The organism is Ruegeria sp. G10 (assembly GCF_056533645.1).
Window position 1 is genome coordinate 107,636 of sequence record NZ_JBQFOQ010000002.1, and the last position, 21,057, is coordinate 128,692.

At 59.9% G+C, this 21,057-nt stretch carries 20 protein-coding genes; 10 read left to right on the forward strand and 10 right to left on the reverse strand.

What is annotated here, in order from left to right:
- The first annotated feature begins 9 nt into the window (after window positions 1-9).
- From ACR0KM_RS04275 to ACR0KM_RS04295, 5 genes are all read left to right on the forward strand, one after another.
- On the forward strand, window positions 10-939 hold the full coding sequence (locus ACR0KM_RS04275) for an ABC transporter permease subunit (RefSeq protein WP_480857788.1): 930 nt from the start codon (window positions 10-12) through the stop codon (window positions 937-939).
- Window position 940: 1 nt separating this feature from the next.
- Window positions 941-2,746 carry an ABC transporter ATP-binding protein gene (locus ACR0KM_RS04280; protein WP_480857790.1) on the forward strand — a complete coding sequence of 602 codons (1,806 nt, stop codon included), beginning with the start codon at window positions 941-943 and terminating at the stop codon, window positions 2,744-2,746.
- Between the two features lie 195 nt (window positions 2,747-2,941).
- Window positions 2,942-3,835, forward strand: coding sequence for a UTP--glucose-1-phosphate uridylyltransferase GalU (gene galU / locus ACR0KM_RS04285; protein WP_480820791.1), 894 nt, complete (start codon window positions 2,942-2,944; stop codon window positions 3,833-3,835).
- 24 nt (window positions 3,836-3,859) lie between these two features.
- Complete coding sequence (locus ACR0KM_RS04290) at window positions 3,860-5,296, forward strand: mannose-1-phosphate guanylyltransferase/mannose-6-phosphate isomerase (protein WP_480857792.1); 1,437 nt, start codon at window positions 3,860-3,862, stop codon at window positions 5,294-5,296.
- Window positions 5,297-5,415: 119 nt separating this feature from the next.
- Window positions 5,416-6,492, forward strand: coding sequence for a DUF2793 domain-containing protein (locus ACR0KM_RS04295; protein WP_480857794.1), 1,077 nt, complete (start codon window positions 5,416-5,418; stop codon window positions 6,490-6,492).
- A 33-nt stretch (window positions 6,493-6,525) separates the two neighbouring features.
- On the opposite strand, the gene ACR0KM_RS04300 is transcribed toward ACR0KM_RS04295, so the two are convergent.
- Genes ACR0KM_RS04300 through ACR0KM_RS04310 form a run of 3 tightly spaced genes read right to left on the reverse strand, consistent with a single transcriptional unit; the run spans window position 6,526 to window position 8,927 of the window.
- Window positions 6,526-7,605: a helix-turn-helix domain-containing protein gene (locus tag ACR0KM_RS04300; protein ID WP_480857796.1), complete on the reverse strand. Its 1,080-nt coding sequence runs from the start codon at window positions 7,603-7,605 to the stop codon at window positions 6,526-6,528.
- Between the two features lie 51 nt (window positions 7,606-7,656).
- Window positions 7,657-8,394 (reverse strand): hypothetical protein, encoded by a 738-nt coding sequence (locus ACR0KM_RS04305; RefSeq protein ID WP_480857798.1) that lies wholly within the window; start codon window positions 8,392-8,394, stop codon window positions 7,657-7,659.
- Entirely contained in the window at window positions 8,391-8,927 is a 537-nt protein-coding gene (locus ACR0KM_RS04310) for an RNA polymerase sigma factor (RefSeq protein WP_480857800.1), read from the reverse strand. Before ACR0KM_RS04310 ends, ACR0KM_RS04305 begins: the two co-directional genes overlap by 4 nt.
- An 86-nt stretch (window positions 8,928-9,013) precedes the next feature.
- Here ACR0KM_RS04310 and ACR0KM_RS04315 point away from each other — a divergent pair, with 86 nt between their 5' ends.
- The gene (locus tag ACR0KM_RS04315) at window positions 9,014-9,595 is read left to right on the forward strand and encodes a YceI family protein (RefSeq protein WP_480820779.1); all 582 of its coding nucleotides are present in this window, start codon (window positions 9,014-9,016) and stop codon (window positions 9,593-9,595) included.
- Here ACR0KM_RS04315 and ACR0KM_RS04320 read toward each other — a convergent pair.
- The 7 genes from ACR0KM_RS04320 to ACR0KM_RS04350 all read right to left on the reverse strand — a co-directional run bounded on the left by ACR0KM_RS04320 (window position 9,592) and on the right by ACR0KM_RS04350 (window position 16,400).
- Window positions 9,592-10,269 (reverse strand): GntR family transcriptional regulator, encoded by a 678-nt coding sequence (locus ACR0KM_RS04320; protein ID WP_480857802.1) that lies wholly within the window; start codon window positions 10,267-10,269, stop codon window positions 9,592-9,594. The genes ACR0KM_RS04315 and ACR0KM_RS04320 overlap by 4 nt on opposite strands.
- Window position 10,270: 1 nt before the next feature.
- Window positions 10,271-11,293 (reverse strand): trans-3-hydroxy-L-proline dehydratase, encoded by a 1,023-nt coding sequence (locus ACR0KM_RS04325; RefSeq protein ID WP_480857804.1) that lies wholly within the window; start codon window positions 11,291-11,293, stop codon window positions 10,271-10,273.
- Window positions 11,294-11,303: 10 nt separating this feature from the next.
- Complete coding sequence (locus ACR0KM_RS04330) at window positions 11,304-12,539, reverse strand: NAD(P)/FAD-dependent oxidoreductase (protein WP_480857806.1); 1,236 nt, start codon at window positions 12,537-12,539, stop codon at window positions 11,304-11,306.
- A complete protein-coding gene (locus tag ACR0KM_RS04335; RefSeq protein WP_480857808.1) occupies window positions 12,536-13,465 on the reverse strand; it encodes a 4-hydroxyproline epimerase in 930 nt (309 codons plus the stop codon). The genes ACR0KM_RS04330 and ACR0KM_RS04335 overlap by 4 nt, the downstream gene beginning before the upstream one ends.
- Window positions 13,456-14,415, reverse strand: coding sequence for a dihydrodipicolinate synthase family protein (locus ACR0KM_RS04340; protein WP_480857810.1), 960 nt, complete (start codon window positions 14,413-14,415; stop codon window positions 13,456-13,458). The genes ACR0KM_RS04335 and ACR0KM_RS04340 overlap by 10 nt, the downstream gene beginning before the upstream one ends.
- Before the next feature lie 135 nt (window positions 14,416-14,550).
- Window positions 14,551-15,609 carry an ABC transporter ATP-binding protein gene (locus ACR0KM_RS04345; protein ID WP_480820767.1) on the reverse strand — a complete coding sequence of 353 codons (1,059 nt, stop codon included), beginning with the start codon at window positions 15,607-15,609 and terminating at the stop codon, window positions 14,551-14,553.
- Window positions 15,606-16,400 (reverse strand): IclR family transcriptional regulator, encoded by a 795-nt coding sequence (locus ACR0KM_RS04350; protein ID WP_480820765.1) that lies wholly within the window; start codon window positions 16,398-16,400, stop codon window positions 15,606-15,608. The genes ACR0KM_RS04345 and ACR0KM_RS04350 overlap by 4 nt, the downstream gene beginning before the upstream one ends.
- 151 nt (window positions 16,401-16,551) lie before the next feature.
- Here ACR0KM_RS04350 and ACR0KM_RS04355 point away from each other — a divergent pair, with 151 nt between their 5' ends.
- The 4 genes from ACR0KM_RS04355 to melA all read left to right on the forward strand — a co-directional run bounded on the left by ACR0KM_RS04355 (window position 16,552) and on the right by melA (window position 21,044).
- Entirely contained in the window at window positions 16,552-17,811 is a 1,260-nt protein-coding gene (locus tag ACR0KM_RS04355) for an ABC transporter substrate-binding protein (RefSeq protein ID WP_480857812.1), read from the forward strand.
- Between the two features lie 96 nt (window positions 17,812-17,907).
- Window positions 17,908-18,831 (forward strand): carbohydrate ABC transporter permease, encoded by a 924-nt coding sequence (locus ACR0KM_RS04360; protein WP_480857814.1) that lies wholly within the window; start codon window positions 17,908-17,910, stop codon window positions 18,829-18,831.
- 1 nt (window position 18,832) lies between these two features.
- A complete protein-coding gene (locus ACR0KM_RS04365) occupies window positions 18,833-19,681 on the forward strand; it encodes a carbohydrate ABC transporter permease (protein ID WP_480733432.1) in 849 nt (282 codons plus the stop codon).
- A 22-nt stretch (window positions 19,682-19,703) separates the two neighbouring features.
- Window positions 19,704-21,044, forward strand: coding sequence for an alpha-galactosidase (gene melA / locus ACR0KM_RS04370; protein ID WP_480857816.1), 1,341 nt, complete (start codon window positions 19,704-19,706; stop codon window positions 21,042-21,044).
- The last annotated feature ends 13 nt before the right edge of the window (window positions 21,045-21,057 follow it).

A 21,057-nucleotide genomic window follows, 5' to 3' on the forward strand; every position in this document is an offset into this window, starting at 1 on the left:
GGGCTGGCAATGCTTGGAAAATCTCAAAAAGCCGCCCAACTGGCCGACGACGTCACCGACTATACGGTCATTCAGGGGCGTTCGTTATGGCAGGACGCACGGATGCGTTTTGTCCGCAACAAAGCTGCAATGGCGAGTGTCATCATCCTGAGCCTGATCGTGCTCTTCACGATCTTCGGGCCCTATTTTGCGGTCTGGAACAACGAAGAGATCGACTGGAATGTCATGGGTGACGTGCGTGGCATGGGGATGCCATCGATCGAAACAGGCCACTATTTCGGTGTCGATGATCTGGGGCGCGACCTGTACAGCCGCGTCATTCAGGCCACCACCACGTCGCTGCTGGTGGGTCTGATCGGGGCCGCAACCGCGCTGATTGTGGGGACCTGCTATGGCATCGCCGCTGGCTATATCGGCGGTCGCACCGACAGCGTGATGATGCGCTTTGTCGACATCCTGCTGGCGATCCCGGCCACGCTGGTTATCATCCTGCTGCTTGTCGTAGCCGGGCGATCCTTCTTCATGTTGTTCATCGCGCTGGGTGCGGTGGGCTGGCTAACGATGGCGCGGATCGTGCGGGGGCAGACCCTGACGCTGAAAAACCGCGAATTCATCGAGGCCGCCCGTGCTGCCGGTGTCAGCGAGTTCACCATCATGTACCGCCACATCCTGCCCAACCTGCTGGGCGTGGTGATCGTCTATGCCTCGCTTCTGGTGCCCGAGATGATCCTTACCGAGAGCTTTATCTCGTTCCTGGGTCTTGGCATTTCGGAACCCTACACCTCGCTGGGGCGTCTGATCGCCGAAGGGGCCGGTACGATGAGCTATGGCACGCTGTGGCAGCTGATGTACCCGCTGACTTTCTACGTCACCATCATCATTACGATGTTCTTCATCGGCGATGGCCTGCGTGACGCTCTGGACCCGAAGGATCGCTGATATGAGTTTGTTCTCCGTCAAGGACCTGAGCGTCCAGTTCGACACCCCCGATGGTGTGGTCGAGGCCGTCAAAGGCATTAGTTTCGACATCAATCCCGGCGAATGCCTTGGCATCGTGGGTGAAAGCGGATCGGGTAAAAGCCAGACCTTCATGGCCGCGATGGGGCTTTTACCGCCTGCAGGCCGGGCCATAGGTTCGGCCATGCTGAACGGCAATGAAATCCTGAACCTGCCGGTCAACACGTTGAACAAGATCCGCGGATCGGATGTAGGCATGATCTTTCAGGATCCGTTAACAGCCCTGACACCGCATCTGCGGGTTGGCCAACAGATGCGCGAGGTTCTGCAAATTCACGAGGGCTTGCAAGGCTCTGCCGCGCGCCAACGCTGTCTGGATTGGCTGAACCGCGTGCGTATCCCCGAGGCTGCGCGCCGTCTGGATCAGTACCCGCACGAGCTTTCTGGCGGGATGCGCCAGCGGGTGATGATCGCTATGTCGATGCTGTGTAACCCCAAGCTGCTGATCGCGGACGAGCCGACGACGGCGCTGGATGTTACCGTTCAGGCCGACATTCTGGACCTGATGGTTCATCTGCAAAAGGATGAAGGCACCGCGATTGCCCTGATCACGCACGACATGGGCGTCGTAGCGCGCATGTGCGACCGGATTCAGGTCATGCGCATGGGTGAGTTTGTCGAGGAGGGTGATGCGCGCGAAATCTTCCGCGCTCCGCAGCATGCTTATACCCGCACTCTTCTTGAGGCAATGCCGCGCATCGATGCGGGCGACGCGCCCAAGGCGCTGCCTGCGGTCGATGAGCCGTTGCTTAAGGTCGATGACGTCAAGGTCCATTTCCCGATCCATGTCTCGGGCGGATTGTTCGGGCGCAAAGTGCCGCTGAAGGCGGTCGACGGTGTCAGTTTCGACATTCGCAAGGGTGAAACTCTGGGCGTTGTGGGTGAGTCGGGCTGTGGCAAATCCACGCTGGCTCGGGCTGTTCTGCAACTGATCGAACCAAGCGCCGGCGAAGTCAGCTGGCTGGGCAGCCCGATTGTCGGGTTGAAACGCGCCGAGCTGAACAAGTACCGCAAAGACCTGCAGATCGTGTTTCAGGACCCTTTGGCAAGCCTTGATCCGCGGATGACAATCTCGACCTCTATTGCCGAGCCGCTGAAAACCTATCGCCCTGATCTGACCGATCGTGAGCGCAAGGAAATGGTCGCCGAGATGATGGAGCGGGTGGGTCTGAACGCCAACATGATCAACCGTTACCCACATGAGCTGTCCGGTGGGCAGAACCAGCGCGTGGGAATCGCGCGGGCCATGATCAACAAGCCGAAACTGATCATCTGTGACGAGGCTGTTTCGGCGCTTGATGTGTCTATTCAGGCCCAAATCGTTGAATTGTTGCGTGAATTGCAACAAGAGTTCGGCCTGTCGATGATCTTCATCAGCCATGATTTGTCGGTGGTGCGGGCTGTGTCGAACCGGATTATGGTGCTGTACCTGGGTCGCATCGTTGAACTTGGCGATGGTGAGGTGATCTGTTCCGACCCCATTCACCCGTACACCAAGTCGCTGATCTCGGCCGTTCCGATCCCGGACCCGGATATCGAGCGCAGCCGCCAAAGGCTTAAGCTGCCGGGAGAATTGCCCTCGCCCATGGACCCAAAGGCGGCACTGCGGTTCCTGCCCAGCCGGTTGTCGGCGGGTCAGTTAGACTATGTCCCGCAGCTGAGCGAAGTTGCACCGGACCATTTCGTGGCCGAGCACGACCCGCTTGATGCTATTATGGCCAATGGCTGACCACTTGCGCCCCCGTGCCGCAGAACGGTGCGGGGGCGCGGTTTCGTTTTGACTCTGACCCTTGGTTAATGGCAGATTCCAACCGGTCCAGGGGAACTGTGCCTGGTGCAATTGATTGATACGGATTTACATCTTATGTGAAAGCGCCGGCTGTAAAGACGACCCGCCGGTTGTGCATCGAATTTGAGAGGTAACATGACACGCAAGGTCACCAAGGCGATTTTTCCCGTTGCAGGGATGGGAACACGGTTTCTGCCGGCGACCAAATCGGTGCCAAAAGAAATTATGACATTGGTTGACCGTCCGCTGGTCCAATACGCAATCGACGAGGCGCGCGCGGCCGGGATCAAGGAATTCATTTTTGTGACCTCGCGCGGGAAATCCGCGCTCGAGGATTACTTCGACCACAATCTGGTGCTGGAGCAGGATCTGAAGTCCAAGGGCAAGGATGAGCTGCTGGAGATTCTGAATGCCACCAATATGGAAAGTGGTGCAATCGCCTATATCCGCCAGCACAAGGCGCTGGGGCTGGGCCATGCGGTCTGGTGCGCGCGCCGCCTGATCGGGGACGAGCCCTTCGCCGTCATGCTGCCCGACGATGTCATCGCAGCCGACAAGCCCTGTCTGCAGCAGATGGTCGAGGCCTATGAGGAAACCGGCGGCAACATGGTTGCTGCGATGGAGGTTCCCAACGAGAAGACAAGCTCTTACGGGATTCTGGATACCGGTGAGAATGTCGGTACCGTGGTTCGGGCAAGGGGGATGGTCGAAAAGCCCAAACCTGCCGAGGCGCCCTCGAATCTGGCCGCAATCGGTCGCTACATTCTGGGTCCGTCGGTGCTGTATAATCTGAACCAGATGAAGACAGGCAGTGGTGGTGAGATTCAGCTGACCGACGCGATCGCCGAGGACATCACCAACGGTGTCCCGGTCTTTGGCTACAAGTTCGACGGCCAGCGGTTCGATTGCGGTTCGAAGGCCGGGTTCCTGCAGGCGACCGTCTCTTTCGCTCTGGATCGCGACGATCTGCGCGATGACCTGAGCCGCTATCTGCACGACATCGTCGCCTCGGATCGCGCCGCCCAATAACGGCCCTCTGAGGGAGCAGGTTACATGAGCAAGATCTATCCGGTCATCCTGTGCGGCGGCTCCGGTACGCGGCTTTGGCCGCTGTCGCGCAAAAGCTATCCCAAGCAATTCGTGCCCCTGATCGGCGAGACCAGCCTGCTGCAGCAATGCGCCGAGCGTCTGCAAGGGCCGGATAGTGCGCCTTATGCCAAGCCCTTGATCCTGACCAACGAGGCCTTTCGCTTTGTTGTGCCAGAACAGCTGATGGAGATCGGGGTCGATCCGGGCCCAATCCTGATCGAGCCCGAAGGGCGCAATACCGCCCCGGCCGTTCTGGCCGCGGCACTGCATCTGGCCTCGGTCGATGTGGAGGCTGTGATGCTGGTGGCAGCGTCGGATCACGTGATCCCCGACACCACCGCCTTTCAAACCGCCGTGGCCGAAGGGGCGCGCACGATCGCCGAACGTGGCGATCTGGTGACCTTCGGCATCACGCCGGACCGGCCCGAGACCGGGTATGGCTACCTCAAACTGCGCCATGCGCCAGATACGTCCGGTTCGGCGGTTCCGCTGGATCGGTTTGTAGAAAAACCCGATCTGGACAACGCCAAAGCAATGGTCGCTGTTGGCAGCTATCTCTGGAATTCGGGCATCTTCCTGTTTGCCGTACGCGACATCCTGAAAGCCTTTGAACAGCACGCGCCTGACCTTATGGCTCCGGTTCGCAAGGCGGTTGACCAGGCGCAATCCGATCTTGGCTTTCTCAGACTGGATGCTGAGGCCTGGGGCGGGGTTCAGGATATCTCGATCGACTACGCGGTGATGGAGAAGGCCGACAATCTCAGCGTTGTGCCTTATGCCGCCGGGTGGTCCGACGTGGGCAGCTGGTCTGCGGTGCAGGAGCTCAGCAACCCCGACGCGAATGGTGTTGCCACGGCGGGCGAGGTCACGGCCATCGATTGCCGAAACGTGCTGGTCCGCTCGGAATCCCCTGCGCAGGAGGTCGTCGCTATGGGGCTTGAGAATGTGATCACCGTGGCCATGCCCGACGCGGTTCTTGTCGCCAGCATGGACAGGGCGCAGGACGTCAAACAGGCGGTTGCGGCGCTGAGGGCCAAGGGGGCAAAACAGGCTGAATCGCTGCCGGTCGACCACCGCCCCTGGGGCTGGTTTGAAAGCCTCGTGATAGGCGACCGGTTTCAGGTGAAACGCATCCACGTTCATCCGGGCGCTTCGCTGAGCCTTCAGTCGCATCACCACCGGTCCGAGCATTGGATTGTGGTCGAGGGGACCGCCGAGGTCACCATCGACGATACGGTTCAGCTGGTCTCGGAAAACCAGTCGGTCTACGTGCCGCTGGGCGCGGTGCACCGGATGACAAACCCCGGCAAAGTGCCGATGGTTCTGATCGAGGTGCAGACCGGGACCTATCTGGGCGAAGACGATATCATCCGCTACGAGGATATCTACGCCCGCGATTAGGGGCCTCATTTCTTAACAGATTACCAGACGGGCGTTCGGCCCGGTCAGGTGGGATTCACGCGGATCACGGCAGGGTGGCGCGCAATCATCACCGGACCGATAGCCTCAGGAGGACGCCCGTGCCACAGAACTCACCCCGACTGGACCTGCCCTATTTGCAACCCGCGCAAGCCCAGAAACACGTCACCCATAACGAGGCGCTGCGCGCACTCGACCTTATCGTCCAACTGAGCGTCGCCTCTGTCAACGCCACCACGCCTCCGGCCGCGCCCGAGCAGGGCGAAACGCACGCCTTGGGCGCAACGCCCAGCGGCGACTGGAGCGGACAGGCCAACAAGCTGGCGGCATGGATCGACAATGCCTGGCATTTTCTGACGCCCGGCACAGGGTGGCGCGCCTGGGATCAGGGTGCAGGTCAGATCCGGGTGTGGGACGGGGCCGCATGGATCGATCCACCGGTCAACGCTCAGAACCTCCCCGGCGTGGGTATCGCCACCGGGTCCGATGCAATCAATCGCCTGTCCGTGCGCAGCCCTGCCACGTTGCTGACACATGAAGGGGGCGGGCATCAGCTGAAGATCAACAAGGCGGACGCGGGCGAGACGGCTTCGTTGCTGTTTCAGTCAAACTGGACCGGTTATGCCGAAATGGGCTTGTCGGGCAGTACCGAATTTTCGATCAAGGTGTCACCGGATGGCAGCAGCTGGTCCGAAGCGCTGCGGATTGATGCAGCCACAGGTACGGTTGGAGGGACTTCTGTCCAAAGCAGCGCTCAGGACGTCACCCCCGGGCGCCTAATGCGCGCGGATTACGGCTATGGCCCCGGCAATCTGTTGGGCGCAGTGTCCGAAACCGCGGGCACGCCCAGCGGTGCAGTGATTGAACGCAGCGAAAATGCTAACGGCGCATATGTGCGCTTTGCCGATGGCACACAGATTTGCACCGTCACGCTGGATCCGGTCGCCTGCACCGCGGCAACGGGTCCCGTGTTCGCCAGCGGTGCAGTGGACTGGGATTTCCCGATTGGGTTTGCACCAGGTACCACTCCGGTGTTGGCAGGCAATGGCGGGGCGCTCACACGATTTGTGGGGTTTGATGCCGCATCCGAGGTGCAAGTCAGCGCTCAGGTGATGTCCGTTACCTCGGATTCAACCGCCTTGCCGCCAGCTTTGACGGCGGTTGGGCGTTGGTTCTGAGGTATCGGGCGACCCAGAACTGATGGCGGGTGGTCACAAATCTGCAGTCCAGACGCGGTAACGCCCCTGCCCTGTGACCTCCCGGATCAGACCCCGGCGCGTGAACTTGTCCAGATTTCGCTGAACAGCTGCGCGTGAGGAACGGGTCAACTCTTCGGCCAACGGAGCCGAAACCATCGGCCAGGCGGTCAGCACATCAATCAGAACGGGTGGCGTGCGCCCGCTGAGGTCCGAAGTGGCCTCGCGTGCGCGCGCCTCCCACGCGCTGATCCGATCCAGATGCAGCAAAGCAGCAAGGGCGGCCTGTCCTGCCCCTCTTATCCAAGCAGCAAGCTTTTCATCGACTGACCCAACCCCGCGCAGCGCACCGGGCCCAGACAGCGCCAGCGGCAAAAACACTGCCCCGCCTCGTCCCATGGTCGCCGCGTGCCGGTTCGCGACGACGGCGGCTTCGGTATCTTGCCCGATCCCCGGCGAGAATGCCCTCCAGGCGTGAAATCCGATTGCAGCCTGCGTGACCGGATGCAGCCCTTGGGCGCTGCGCATGACCTCAGCCAGATCGGCAACCGCTTCGGGTACGTCTTCGATCCCTTGCGCCTGACGGTCGAGAAAGGCTGTCAAACCGCCCTCCCATCCGCCGTCAGAAGGTCCCGCACCCGCCGTCAGCCGCCGTACCGCCCAACCTGCACGATACAGCGCCTGCACATCATCGCCAGTAGAGCCGAGCCGCAACCCGGTCCACAACGCCAGCCGGTCAACCCCGATCCGATCACCGGTCCACCAACCCAAATCCGAGACTTCCATCAACGCCAACCGGTGTCCCCATCCCGCAGGGCCCGCGCGCAGCCGTTCGTCCAATGCACCGAAGGTCAGGGCGAGATCAGCGAGTTCTGCGGACAGCTCAGATTGCGCCGCACGCCAGTCGCGCGGGTCGAACAACAGGTTGGACTGAGGCCGAGGGCCCGGGGTCAGAAAATCCTCGGGGCTCTCTTCGTCTTCCGGCGGAAGAAACCAAAGATCCTCGTCATCGGGCGGATCTGTGTCGTATATGCTGCGTGGCCACTCTTCGATGGCGTCGTCATCCGTATCCGGTTTCACAGGTCTGGGCGTCATGGTCGATATTCTTCGGCCATTTGGCCCCGCCCACAAGCGGTTTCTGCGCGATTAGCCGGTGAAAGCACCCGTCAGCACGCTGAGTTCTCGATCCAGATCCGTCTGCGGATCACTGCCCAGCAGCATATAGCCATAACCACCACCGGCCCAGGTCGCGGTCGACAGACCACTAAGAACGGCCAGGTTCACGTCCTTGGCTGGCGCGCCTTCACCCTGCCGAATAATACAGAAGGCGAAAGGCTGACCTTGTGCGTCCGCAAAAACAATCTGCACCAGAGGTTTGCCGTTGAAAGACAGCACCTGCGCGCGCTTCAGATCCAGACCAGGAAGATCCTCAAGAACATCACGGTTCAATGACCGCCCCAGCTCTGCCTCGGCGCGGGCAAATTGCGCATCCAGCGCCTCGGGGGAATCATCTAGCGAGGCTATGGTCTCGGGCACATAAAGCGACTGGTAGATTGCGGCCTGCGCAGCCCAGCCCAATTCGGTCGGGCGGGTGGCCCAGAACGTTGCCGAAACGGCAATCACCGCGACAGAGGCGGCAACCGCAAGCAGACGCAGCGACCCTGCCATGCTCTGCGCTGCGACAGGCGCTGGCAGCTCGACATGTGGTGTCTGCGACGGGACCTCTGCAAAGGCCTCTTGCACAGCTGCAGCGAACGGGTCAAGCGCCATCAGGCGCGTTTCCAGCGCCGGATCATCCGCAATTGCATCCTCAATCGCGCGGGCTTCGGGTTCCTCAAGACTGCCTTCCAGATACGCCAGAAGCGTCTTATCTGAAAACTTCATTTGTCACTCCGTTGACCGATGTCGGCACTGTCGTGCTGCATCACGGATTTCAATTTCTGCCGGGCATTGGACAACCGGCTCATGATGGTACCGATGGGAACGTCCAGCATAGCAGCAGCTTCGCGGTAACTGTATCCTTCTACGAACACAAGCATAACCGTTTCTCGCTGCGCTTCTGGCAGCTGCATCACTTGAGTAAACACCTGAGCGGCGAAAATATTCGTTTCTGAATCGGGTCCGATTGCAATTAATTCAGATTCAGGCGTCACCGACAGTGCTTGCGCCTTGCGAACCGAGCGCGCACGGATTTCGTTGAGCCAGATCGAGCGGCAGATGGTCATCAGCCAACTGTCCAGCCGTTCGAAAGATGTAACCTGATGGTGCTTTTCCAACGCGCGCAGCGCGGTGGCCTGCAAAAGGTCATCTGCCATATCGGATGCGCCGGACAGAGCAAGCCCAAACCGCCAGACCCGTTTTGAATGTGTCTGGATCGCGCCGCGCACGGCCTGTTCGGAACTCATTTCAACGCTCATCGAATAAATCGCGACTTATGTGTGTTTGCTCTGATATGGGACCGGGCCCGCTTGGTCTGAACTGACATAGACTCTGGAGGAAAGAAATGAAACTTCTGCTGAAAACATTCACGATTGCGTCGGCAATTATTGCAGCTCCTGCCTTTGCGGCCGACTGGACGTTGGACCCCGAGGCTTCGCATCTGGCCTATGGCACGGTTAAAATCGAGGATGTGGGCGAGGTCAATTCCTTTAGTAAGCTGTCAGGTCATGTCGGTAAAAACGGCGCGGTCGAGATCGATATCGATCTGTCATCGGTCGAGACCAATATCGATATCCGCAATGAGCGCATGATCGAGCATGTCTTCCGCAAAGCCCCAAGCGCAACGCTGACCGCGCAGATCGACATGGACGAAGTTTCGAAACTTGCGGTTGGACAGACCACCGTGATGGAGGTGGATGCGAAACTGTCATTCGTCGGCACGGACATAGAGTTCTATACCGACATGTTCGTCCTTCGCGTGGGTGAGGATACCGTTCTGGTGTCGACCAATGACATGGTGTTCATCAGTGCGGAAGACGCGGGGGTCACCCCCGGTGTCGACAAGCTGCTGGAACTGGCGCAATTGCCCAGCATCACCCGCACCGTTCCTGTCACAGCCCGCCTGATGTTCACTCAGGACGGCTAAGGTCTTGCGGCGCGACGGGCTGTCATCAGTGTTATCAGTTCCTCTTTAGTTCGCCCGATATGCGTCGCAAGCAACGCGCAGGCCGCGTCCGTCTGACCGGCCTGCGCCAGCTTCAACAACTCCCGATGTTCCTTTCTGGCCGCCCCGCGCTGCTGCATCACGCTCAGGTGCATGCGGATATAGCGATCAGATTGCAGCGAGACGCGGTACAGCAGATCATTGGTCAAACCCCGCCCCGCTGCCGCATAAAGCGCTGCGTGAAAACGATGGTTCAGCGCACCCCACTGGCCAACATCATTGGCATCATATGAGGCTTCCATCTGCTGCAGAATGTCCTTGCATTCGGCAAACTCCACAGTGGTCATCGCGGGGATGGCACGTCGGAACAGATCAACCTCAAGCAACACGCGCAGATCGAAAATCTCGGCAATCTCGTCCAGTGAGTGCTCGGTGACCGAGGCCCCCCGATTGTTGGTCAGAACCACCAACCCCTCGGCATCCAGCTGCTTGAGCGCTTCGCGGACGGGCATGCGCGAGACGTCGTATTCTTCGGCCAGCGCCTCTTGGCGGATGGTTTCACCTTCTGCCAGATCTCCGCTCAGGATGCGTTCACGCAGGTCGCTGGCGATCACATCCGGCAGGCTTTGCCGGGTTATGGCGCGTTTCGGTCCCATGTCAGGCCCCCCACGTATCGCTCAACCGATAGCCGCCAGGCCATGGATCATCGGGGTCCAGCATGTGCTGATGGGTCCCGGTGATCCAGCCCCGGCCTGAGATTTCCGGGGTAATAGCCGCGCGGCCGTTTAGGTCTTGCTGATCGACGATACGGCAGCGGAACTCGCTATCGATCACCGAGCGTGCGTGGTACCGGTCAGTCGCCGACATTTGCCCCTTGGCCAGCAGCACCGCCATCCGGGCCGAAGCGCCAGTGCCACAGGGCGATCGGTCGAGCTTACCCGGTTTGATCGCCACAGTGTTGCGACCGGTCAGGATATCACCCTCGCGGTGCAGGGGTCCTGCGATCTGGCAGAAAGAGATATGATTCCAGTCCTTTGCGGGATGGCTAAACCCCAGCTGTTCATTCGCTGCATCAGTGATCCGCGCACCGGTACGGGCCAGATCAGCGCCCTCATCCGGTGTCAGTGCAAAGCCCAGATCGGCGGCTTCGACAATAACAAAACTGTCGCCGCCAAAGGCGGTGTCGACGCGCAGGGTTCCAAGCCCCTCTACCTCAATCCGCGCGTCCAGCTTGTCTGCAAAGCTGGGAACATTCTGCACATAAATGCGTTCGGCCTTGCCATTGCGACACTCGGCGCGCACCCGAACCAATCCTCCGGGGGCCTCCAGCGTCAGGTGCGTCTCGGGCTCCTGCATGGGAAGTATGCCGCTGTCCAGCAGCACGGTCGAGACACAGATCGCGTTCGAACCGGACATGGGCGGCGTGTCTTCGGGCTCCATGATGATAAACCCCGCATCCGCCTCGGGGTGCTTGGGCGGCACCAGCAGATTGACATGCCGGAACACACCGCCACGCGGTTCGTTCAACATGAACCGGCGCAGGGTCTGGTCGGTGTCGATAAAGTTGCGCTGATCCCAAACCGTTTCACCGGGCGGAGAGGCAACGCCCCCCACAATCACATCTCCGACCTCACCTTCGGCATGGGCCGAGACGACGTGTATGGTTTTGCTGCTGCGCATAGGACCTCTTTTAGAAACGGTTGGCCGAGTATGGCTGCGGCGAAATCGGAGGTGTCTGGCCATCGATCAACGCGCCGACCAGTTCCGCCGTTCCCGCCGACTGGGTCAGGCCAAGATGCCCGTGACCGAAAGCATAGATCACGCCGGTCGCGCTCGGCGAGGGGCCGATAACGGGTATGCTGTCGGGCAGCGAAGGCCGGAAGCCCATCCATTGTGTGCCGCCCTCGGGCTTGAGTCCGGGCAGAAACTGGGTCGCTTTTTGCAACAGAATCTCCGAGCGCCTGTAGTTCGGAGGCAGTTTCAGCCCGCCAAGCTCTACCGCGCCGCCGATACGGACACCGCCATTGATCCGGCTGGCGACAAAGCCGTGGCGCGAAAAGGTCAGGTGCATGCGCAAATCGAACGCACCCTGTGGCAGGGTCGTATTGTAACCGCGCTCTGTCTCAAGCGGTATGCGATCGCCCAGCGTTTTTGCAAGATGATGAGACCATGCGCCTGCGGCTACAACTGCACGGGGTGTCGTGATTGTGCCTTCGGCATGCAGGATGTCGATGCCGTCGGCTCCCGTCGTCAGAGCACGAATGTCGCAATACTCGATCTGACCGCCCCGATCCCTGAATGTGCGCGCCAAAAGCTCAACCCACGCCTTAGGGTCGACCGTGTTCAGCCAAGCGGGCGTGAACCCGGCATGGGTGAACCGCGGGCTCAAACCGGGTTGTTTTTCGGCAATCGCGCCCGGGCTCTCCAACAGTTCGAACTCAATCCCATGGCGGCGGCGAAGTTCCCAGGTGGGCAAGCTGGCGCGGTAATCCGCCTCGCTTTCATACAACTGCAACTGTCCGTCACGTTGCATCAGCGCTTCGCCATCTACCGAAGGGATCAGCCGTTCCAGCGCTGCCGAGGACAAACCCATCAGCTGCGCCTGTGCGTTCAGTAAGTTTTCATAACGGCGTCGGCTACTGGCGCGCCAAAACCGATACATCCAAGGTGCGATCTTCAGAGCATACGCAGGCGGAATCGAAAGTGGCCCAAGAGGATCCAGCAACCACCGCGGCGCCTTCTGCATGATCCCCGGCGTGGCCAGAGGTTCGATCTCGGTAAATGCAAAGGCCCCTGCGTTGCCCGCCGAGGTCTCGGCTGCGACGCCCTTGCGATCCACAACGCGGACCTGATGCCCGCGGCGCTGCAATTCCAGAGCGGTGGTGATACCGATCACGCCAGCGCCGATAACTGTGACTTGGGTCATATTTCGATCCCTGCGCGGAACGGGTCTTGCGGGTTGAAGATCAAAGTGGCCTCGGCCATGACGTAGGCCTGCCCGGTGATCTGCGGGATAATCCCGCCATTCGGACCGCGCTGATAGGACATGCGATAGGAACTGCCGATGACGCTTTCCTGTTCAATCTCTTCACCCGGCATGAGCGTACCATCCGCAGCCAGACAGGCCAGCCGCGCAGAGCTGCCTGTGCCACAAGGTGAGCGATCGTAATTGTCGTCCGGACACAGCACAAAATTTCGGCCATGCGCGCCGTCAGGCGAACGATCTTGCAAGATCACATGATCCACGGGCTCGCCCTGCTCTCCGCCGGCCCCCGATGCAGTCGAGGCTTCCCGGATCGCGATGGTCAAATCGGTCATCGCGCCAATATTGTCGGGCGTGACCGGGATCGGACTGGGATCGACAATGAAGAACCAATTTCCGCCATAGGCGATATCGCCGGTCACTGTGCCATGGTTGGGCACCGTCAGCGATACACCCTGATGCACCCGGCGGCTTTCTATGTTGGTGACGGTGACCGTATTTGCATCATGAAGCTCGACCGTTACCACCCCGGCGGGTGTTTCGATGCGATGCGTTCCGACATCAATCCGCCCCAGATGCGCCAGTGTCACGGTCAGACCGATTGTGCCATGACCGCACATACCCAAGACCGCATCCACGTCGAAATAGATCACACCGGTGATACAGGACGGATCCACGGGCTCGACCAGCAGTGCGCCCACCATCGCGGGCTGTCCGCGCGGTTCTAACATGATCGAGCGATAGAAGGCTTCATGCTCGGTCGCCAACCGCCGGGCGCGCTCGGCCAACGGCCCCGCGCCCAGATCGGGCGCACCGTTCAGGATGACCCGCGTGGGTTCGCCTCCGGTATGGCTGTCGATCACATGCATTCGGCGATCACCCCGCCCTGTTTCGACCAATCTGCAAACCAGTTGCGGAACAGGGAATATTGCTGTTCGCAATAATTGCGCTGAGCATCCGTCAGGGCGTCGGTTTCGTTGAAATGCAAGCGGTATTCCTCTTCGCCGTTCAGCACCAGAAGGTGTTTGTAATACAGCACCAGATCGGGGCCTTCGTCAAAGCTGGACAAAACATGGAATGCTTCGGTCAGTTCCTGCGCACGCTGGCGGGCCTCGGCATGACCGGCGGCGGCTTTCTGGGACAGCGCGGCCAGCAAAAGCGCCTCGCGCGGCAACGCGGTGCCGATGCCCGTGATCGAGCCGGTTGCACCGCAGTTGACGAAACCGTGGTAGACCTCGGTATCTACTCCGACCATCAGGGTGACCTGATCATCCTGACTTGTGATAGTCTCGGCTGCGTATCGCAGATCATCCTTGCCGCCGAATTCTTTAAACCCGACCAGATTGGCATGCTCGGCACGCAGGGCAAAGAACAGGTCGGCCCGTGTTGCAAAACCATAATACGGGCTATTGTAGATGATCGCGGGCACGTCCGGCGCGGCCTCGAGAATCGCCTTGAAATGATTCTTCTGCGCGGTCGGAGAGCTGCCCCGCGACAATACCCGCGGGATCACCATCAACCCCGCCGCCCCCATCTTCTGCGCATGGGCAGCATGCGCGACGGCTGATTTCGTGTTGATCGCGCCGGTACCGACCACAACGGGCAGACCTGCATCAATCAGGCGCTCGACCCCCTCCATCCGCTGCGCGTCGCTCAGCAGCGGCCAATCTCCCATCGAGCCGCAATAGACCACGGCCGACATGCCCGCCGCGATCATGTCCTGTCCTTTACGGATCAGCGCATCGAAATCAGGTTCTCGGTCAGGGGTGCAAGGGGTCATCAGGGCAGGCATAGTGCCGGTGAAGATATTTGCGGACATCGGGGGTCTCCGTTGAGCGGGTGTTCGACTCGTCTCTAGCGGATATTGGATACAAAATCCATCACTGAGTGCCCGCGCATTAAAGCCCGGAACCTACGCAGATTTCCGGGGCAATTTCATGGAATAAAGCAGCCTTCAGCGCAGGCGTTGCCCGGTTTCCGGGTCAAACAGCATGGCGCGTTCCGGGCGGACCGAGATGCCAATCCGATCGCCGGTGTCGCTGCGCTGATCGTCGCGCTCTTCCACGATCAGCTTGTCGCCATTCGGGGTCAGCAGATAGGAATACGAAACCCCACCCAGCGCTTCGGTCAGATCGACCGAGCATGTGTCACCGCCGCGATCCACCTCAATGTGCTCGGGTCGGATGCCCAGTGTCACTTTTGATGCGCCCGACGGTACGCTTGCGGTGACTGGAACATCATCGGTCAAAGCCGGGTGCCGAACCATCCCGTCGACCACTTCGCAGTCCAGAAAGTTCATCGCGGGCGACCCGATGAACCCGGCGACAAACCTGTTGTCTGGGTCGCGATAAAGATCCATCGGCGCACCCACCTGTTCGATCCTGCCATCGCGCAGCACCACGATCTTGTCGGCCATGGTCATGGCCTCAACCTGATCGTGGGTCACATAGATCATCGTGGCGCCGATTTCCTGATGCAGCCGCGCGATCTCGACCCGCATCTCGACCCGCAGCTCTGCATCCAGATTGGACAGCGGCTCATCGAACAAAAACACCTCGGGGCCGCGTACAATGGCGCGTCCGATGGCAACCCGCTGACGTTGGCCGCCAGACAGAGCCTTGGGCTTGCGCTTGAGATACTGATCCAGCTTGAGAATGTTCGACGCTTCCTGAACCTTGCGGTCGATTTCAGCCTTCGCTACGCCATTCATTCGCAGGCCAAAGCCCATGTTCTCGGCCACGGTCATGTGCGGATAGAGCGCATAGGTCTGGAACACCATCGCAACCCCACGCTTGGCCGGGTCCATATGCGTGACATCACGCGCGCCGATGTGGATCTCCCCGTCCGAGGTCTCCTCAAGCCCTGCAATCATCCGCAGCAAAGTGGACTTGCCACAGCCCGAGGGGCCGACGAACACGCAGAACTCACCATCTTCGATCTGCAGATCAATTCCGTGGATGACCTGAGTCTGGCCATAGCGCTTGATCGCGCCCTTCAGGGTTACACCTGTCATGTTGCTTGCATCCTGTCCTTCTGGCTCTCGGGGAACCGCCACGCCTGTGCTTCGGTTCCGATCTGTTCGGCCACGCGCCGTACACGGGGAACCCATGATTCCAACTGCTCGAAATTCATCCGCCCGGTCGATCCGGTCACCGACAGCGCGCCCAGCACGCGGCCTTTGGGTGTCAGAATCGGGCAGGCAATGCAGATGATGCCGGGTTCGTGTTCCTCGTCATCCACCGCATAGCCCCGGCCGCGGATCACCGCCAGATCGGTGCGCAACGCTTCTTCCGAAGCCAGCGTCTTTTCAGTGAAACGGTGAAAGCTCTGCTGCGAGATCGTTTTCTGCAGCAGGTCTTCGTCCAGAAAGGCCATCATCGCTTTGCCAACGCCGGTGCAATAGGCCGGGCCCACCTTGCCCGCCTCGGAATACATCTCAATGGGCCGCTGCGCGTTGCGCTTGTCCACATACAGCACCTGCCCGGAATCGAGTTGCGCCAGATGCACCGTTTCGCCGGTTTCCTGACTGAGCACATCCAGAAAAGGTCGCGCAATCGGAGCGAGTGAGCTTTGGGTCCAGGCCGAATGCGCCAATCGCACCAGCCGCATGCCTGGGGAATAGGTCTGTCGTTCCGGGTCGTAGTGCAGCATGCCCTGATTGGTCAGCGATTGCAGGAACCGATACAGCGTCGCCTTGGGAAAGTCGCTGCTGTCCAGCAATTCCGCGAATCGCACCGGTCGCTGAAACGACGCCACCTGATCCAGCACATCACATGCTTTTCCTATTGTTCCGTCACCTGCCACGGGTGGGGGTTCTCCTCCGGTTTTCCCTGCGGCGGTGCCACGAGGGTCTTGACAAGACTAGCCGAGTCGATGTGTAGTTTTCAATATATAAAACACGGTTCCATTATTTGGAACTTTAAAAGACCAGAATGGAAGCAAAAGGGAGGAAACCATGCATTCCATCTTCAAGCGCACAGCGGCTGCGCTGACCATGAGCGTTGCACTCGCCGCTCCGGCTGCCGCAGAGCTTTCCGGTGAGCTGCGCATTTTCCTCGACACATCGAACCCGGCGCCGCGCGCGACGATGGAAGCGATGATCGAACGGTTTGCGGCGCAGCATCCCGGTCTGGAGATCGAAACCACCGTGATCGACCGCGAAGCCTACAAGACCCAGATCCGCAACTTTCTAACCGCGGATACACCGGACGTTGCGACTTGGTACGCTGCGAACCGGATGAAACCGTATGTCGAGGCCGGTCTGTTCGAGGATGTCTCGGACCTTTGGGCCGAACCCGAGATCGCAGAGAATCTGGCTTCGACCAAGGGGGCGATGACCATCGATGGCAAGCAGTGGGGCGTGCCTTACACATACTATCAGTGGGGCGTTTACTACCGCAAAGACATCTTCGATGAGCTGGGCCTGACCGAGCCGACCACTTGGGAAGAAGAACTGGCAAACTGTCAGAAGATCGTCGATTCCGGTCGCGCCTGCTATACCATCGGCACCAAGTTCCTTTGGACCGCAGGCGGCTGGTTCGATTATCTGAACATGCGCACCAACGGGTTCGACTTCCACAACCAACTCGCCAATGGTGAAATCAGCTGGGAGGACGACCGCGTCAAACAGACCTTCGCCAACTGGAAGCAGTTGATCGACATGGGCGCGTTCATCGACAACCACCAGACCTATAGCTGGCAGGAAGCGCTGCCCTTCATGGTCAATGGTGAAGCCGCCGCGTATCTGATGGGCAACTTCGCCGTTGCACCGCTGCGCGAGGCGGGTCTGACCGATGATCAACTGGACTTCTACCAGTTCGTTGCCATCAACCCCGATGTTGAACTGGCCGAAGACGCCCCGACGGACACGTTCCATATCCCGGCCAACGCATCCAACAAAGAAGCGGCCCGCGAATTCCTGCGCTTTGTGGTCTCGGCAGACGAGCAGACCGAGATCAACAATGGCGCAAATCTCGGCCAACTGCCGGTGAATGCACAGTCCAAGGTGGATGACGACAAATTCCTGCAGCAGGGCTTTGCCATGCTGTCATCGAACAGCCCCGGCGGCGTTGCCCAGTTCTGGGACCGTGACGCGCCGGCTGAGATGGCAAAGGTGTCGATGGAAGGCTTCCAGGAATTCATGGTCAAGCCTGACAATGCCGATCGCATCCTGGCCAAGCTGGAACGCGCGCGCGAGCGCATCTACGACAACTGATCCGGTCAGGCCGGACCCAAGCCCGGCCTGCACCTCAAAACTGCGTAAGGCGGGTGCAGCCCGCCTTACTCCTTCGACCTAAATCCCGAGAGTCCCATGTCCGTCGCAGACGCCCCCGAACAGGAAAGCTGGTTCCACCGAAACCAACAACGCATCGCGCCGTGGCTGTTTCTGGCTCCGGGTCTGCTGTTCTTCATGGTCTATGTGATCATTCCGGTCTTTCAGTCCTTCAACCTGTCACTTTACGAATGGGATGGGCTGGGGGCCGCAGAATATGTAGGTTTTCGCAATTACGAGGACCTGTACTGGGAATGGGTCGACCGCGACGCGTTTTATATCTCGCTCAAGAACAACCTGATCTGGCTGATCCTGTATCTTGCCGCGATCCCGGCAGGGCTGTTCATCGCGCTGTTCCTGAACCAGACCGTCTGGGGCATCCGGCTTTATAAATCCCTGTTTTTCTTTCCCTTCGTCATTTCTCAGGTGGTCGTGGGCCTTGTCTTCACATGGTTTTATGACCCGACATTCGGCCTGCTGAACGAGTTCCTCGGCCTCTTCGGTTTGGGTCCTCTGAATGTGCTGGGCGACGAACGCTTCGTCACCTACGGCATCATCTTCGCAGGGCTTTGGCCGCAGACCGCCTATTGCATGATCCTCTACCTCACCGGCCTGAACGCCGTGGACCCCGAACAGATCGAGGCCGGACGTCTGGACGGCGCGAAAGGCGCGCGGATGCTGTGGCACATCATCCTGCCGCAACTGCGCCCTGCCACGTTCATCGCCTTTGTCGTGACCATCATCGGCGCGCTGCGCAGCTTCGACCTGATCTCGATCATGACCCAAGGCGGCCCGTTCGGCTCGTCCCGCGTGCTCGCCTATTATATGTTCGAGGTCGCCCTGTCCGAATACGGCTTCCGCATGGGATATGGCGCGGCCATCGCCGTGATCCTGTTCCTGATCATGCTGTGCTTCATCGCCTATTTCCTTTGGTCAATGTACCGCGAAGAAAAGGGGCACTGAGATGTTTCCCAAACCCATCGAAAAACAACCCCGCGCGGCGCAGATCACCTATCAGGCCATGCTACCCATTGCGCTGTTGCTGTGGCTCGGCCCCCTGCTGGCGGTTGCCCTGTTCTCGGTCAAACCAGCGGCGGATTTCACCAATGCCAACTATTGGGGGCTGCCCTCCAGCTTTGAGGGTGCCTTCAACTACGGGCAGGTGTTCTTCAACTCGGACATGCCACGCTATCTGCTGAACTCGTTCATGATCACCGTTCCGACTGTGATCGGAGCCGTGGCGCTGAGCTGCATGACCGGCTTTGCACTAGGCATCTACAAGTTCAAGTCGAACCTCTGGATATTCTTCATGTTCGTCGCGGGCAACTTCGTGCCGTTCCAGATCCTGATGGTCCCGGTGCGCGACCTGACGTTGGAACTTGGGCTCTACAATACCAAAACCGGCCTCGTTCTGTTCCACATCGCGTTCCAGACCGGGTTCTGTACCCTTTTCATGCGCAACTTCATCCGCGCCCTACCCTTTGAACTGATCGAGGCTGCCCGTGTCGAAGGCATCAGCGAGGTCCGCATCTTTTGGTACGTGGTCCTGCCCCTGATGAAGCCCGCGATTGCGGCCCTCAGCGTGCTGATCTTCACCTTTATCTGGAACGATTATTTCTGGGCCGTCGTGCTGACCCAAGGTGCCGAAAGCCAACCCGTCACGGCCGGAATCACCAGCTTTAATGCGCAATTCCGCGCCGCCTATCAATTGATGAGTGCCGGTTCCATCGTGGCGGCCCTGCCGCCGGTGGCCATGTTCTTCCTGATGCAGAAACACTTCATCGCGGGCCTGACCCTCGGTGCTGTAAAATAACGACAAACCAAAGGCTTGTCTCATGACCAAGATCACCTTTATCGGGGCCGGATCCACGATCTTCATGCAGAACATCGTGGGCGATGCCCTGCTGACCCCAGCTCTGGCCGACAGCCATTTTGCGTTGATGGACATCGATCCGCAGCGCCTGACTGAGAGCGAAACGGTGGCCCGCGCCATGATCCGTTCGGTCGGAACGGGCGCGAGCGTCTCGACCCACACGGATCGGCGCGCGGCGCTTGATGGTGCCGATTTCGTCATTACCGCGTTCCAGGTCGGCGGGTACCAGCCCTGCACGGTGACCGATTTCGAAATCCCCAAGCAATACGGTCTGCGCCAGACCATCGCCGACACGCTGGGCGTTGGCGGCATCATGCGCGGCCTGCGCACCGTTCCCGTCCTTTGGGATGTAGCGCGGGACATGATGCAGCTGTGCCCCGATGCGACGCTGCTGCAATACGTCAACCCGATGGCGATCAACACCTGGGCTTTGGCCGAACGGTTCCCGGCGCTGAAACAGGTCGGCCTGTGCCATTCGGTGCAGAACACGGTCGAAGAACTGGCCCACGACCTCGACCTGCCCAAAGACGAGTTCCGCTATAAGGTCGCAGGCGTCAATCACGTCGCGTTCTTCCTGCGGCTGGAACATCAGGGCCGCGATCTCTACCCCGCGTTGCGGCAGGGCTATGCCAGCGGCGCGCTACCAAAACCGCCCTTACTCATGCCCCGCTGCCCCAACAAGGTGCGGTATGAGGTGATGGACCATCTAGGCTATTTCTGCACCGAAAGCTCGGAACATCTGGCCGAATACGTGCCGTGGTTCATCAAGGACGGACGCGAAGACCTGATCGAACAGTTCGGCATCCCGCTGGACGAATACCCAACCCGCTGCGTCGAACAGGTCGCGGGCTGGAAGGAGCAGGCCAAAACCCTGACCGATGGCCGCGACATCGAAGTGATCCGCAGCCACGAGTTTGCCGCCGATCTGATGAACGCGATCGTCACCGATACCCCTTATACGGCCTATGGCAACCTGCCCAACACCGGCCAGATTCCCCAACTGCCGCTGGGTGCCGCGGTCGAGACCCCCTGTCTGGTGGATGCCAATGGGGTGCAGCCTTCCGTCGTCACCGACATCCCACCGCAGTTGGTCGCACTGATGCGCACGCAGATCAACGTGCAGGAACTGACCGTCCGCGCCTTGGCCGAGGAAAACCCCGAATACATCTACCACGCCGCGATGATGGACCCGCACACCGCCGCCGAACTGGACCTGCGCCAGATCCGCAGCCTCGTGACCGACCTGCTGACCGCCCATGCCGATTGGCTACCCGACTGGTGCCGCCCGGCGCGCGCCGCCTGATCTTCATCTTTTC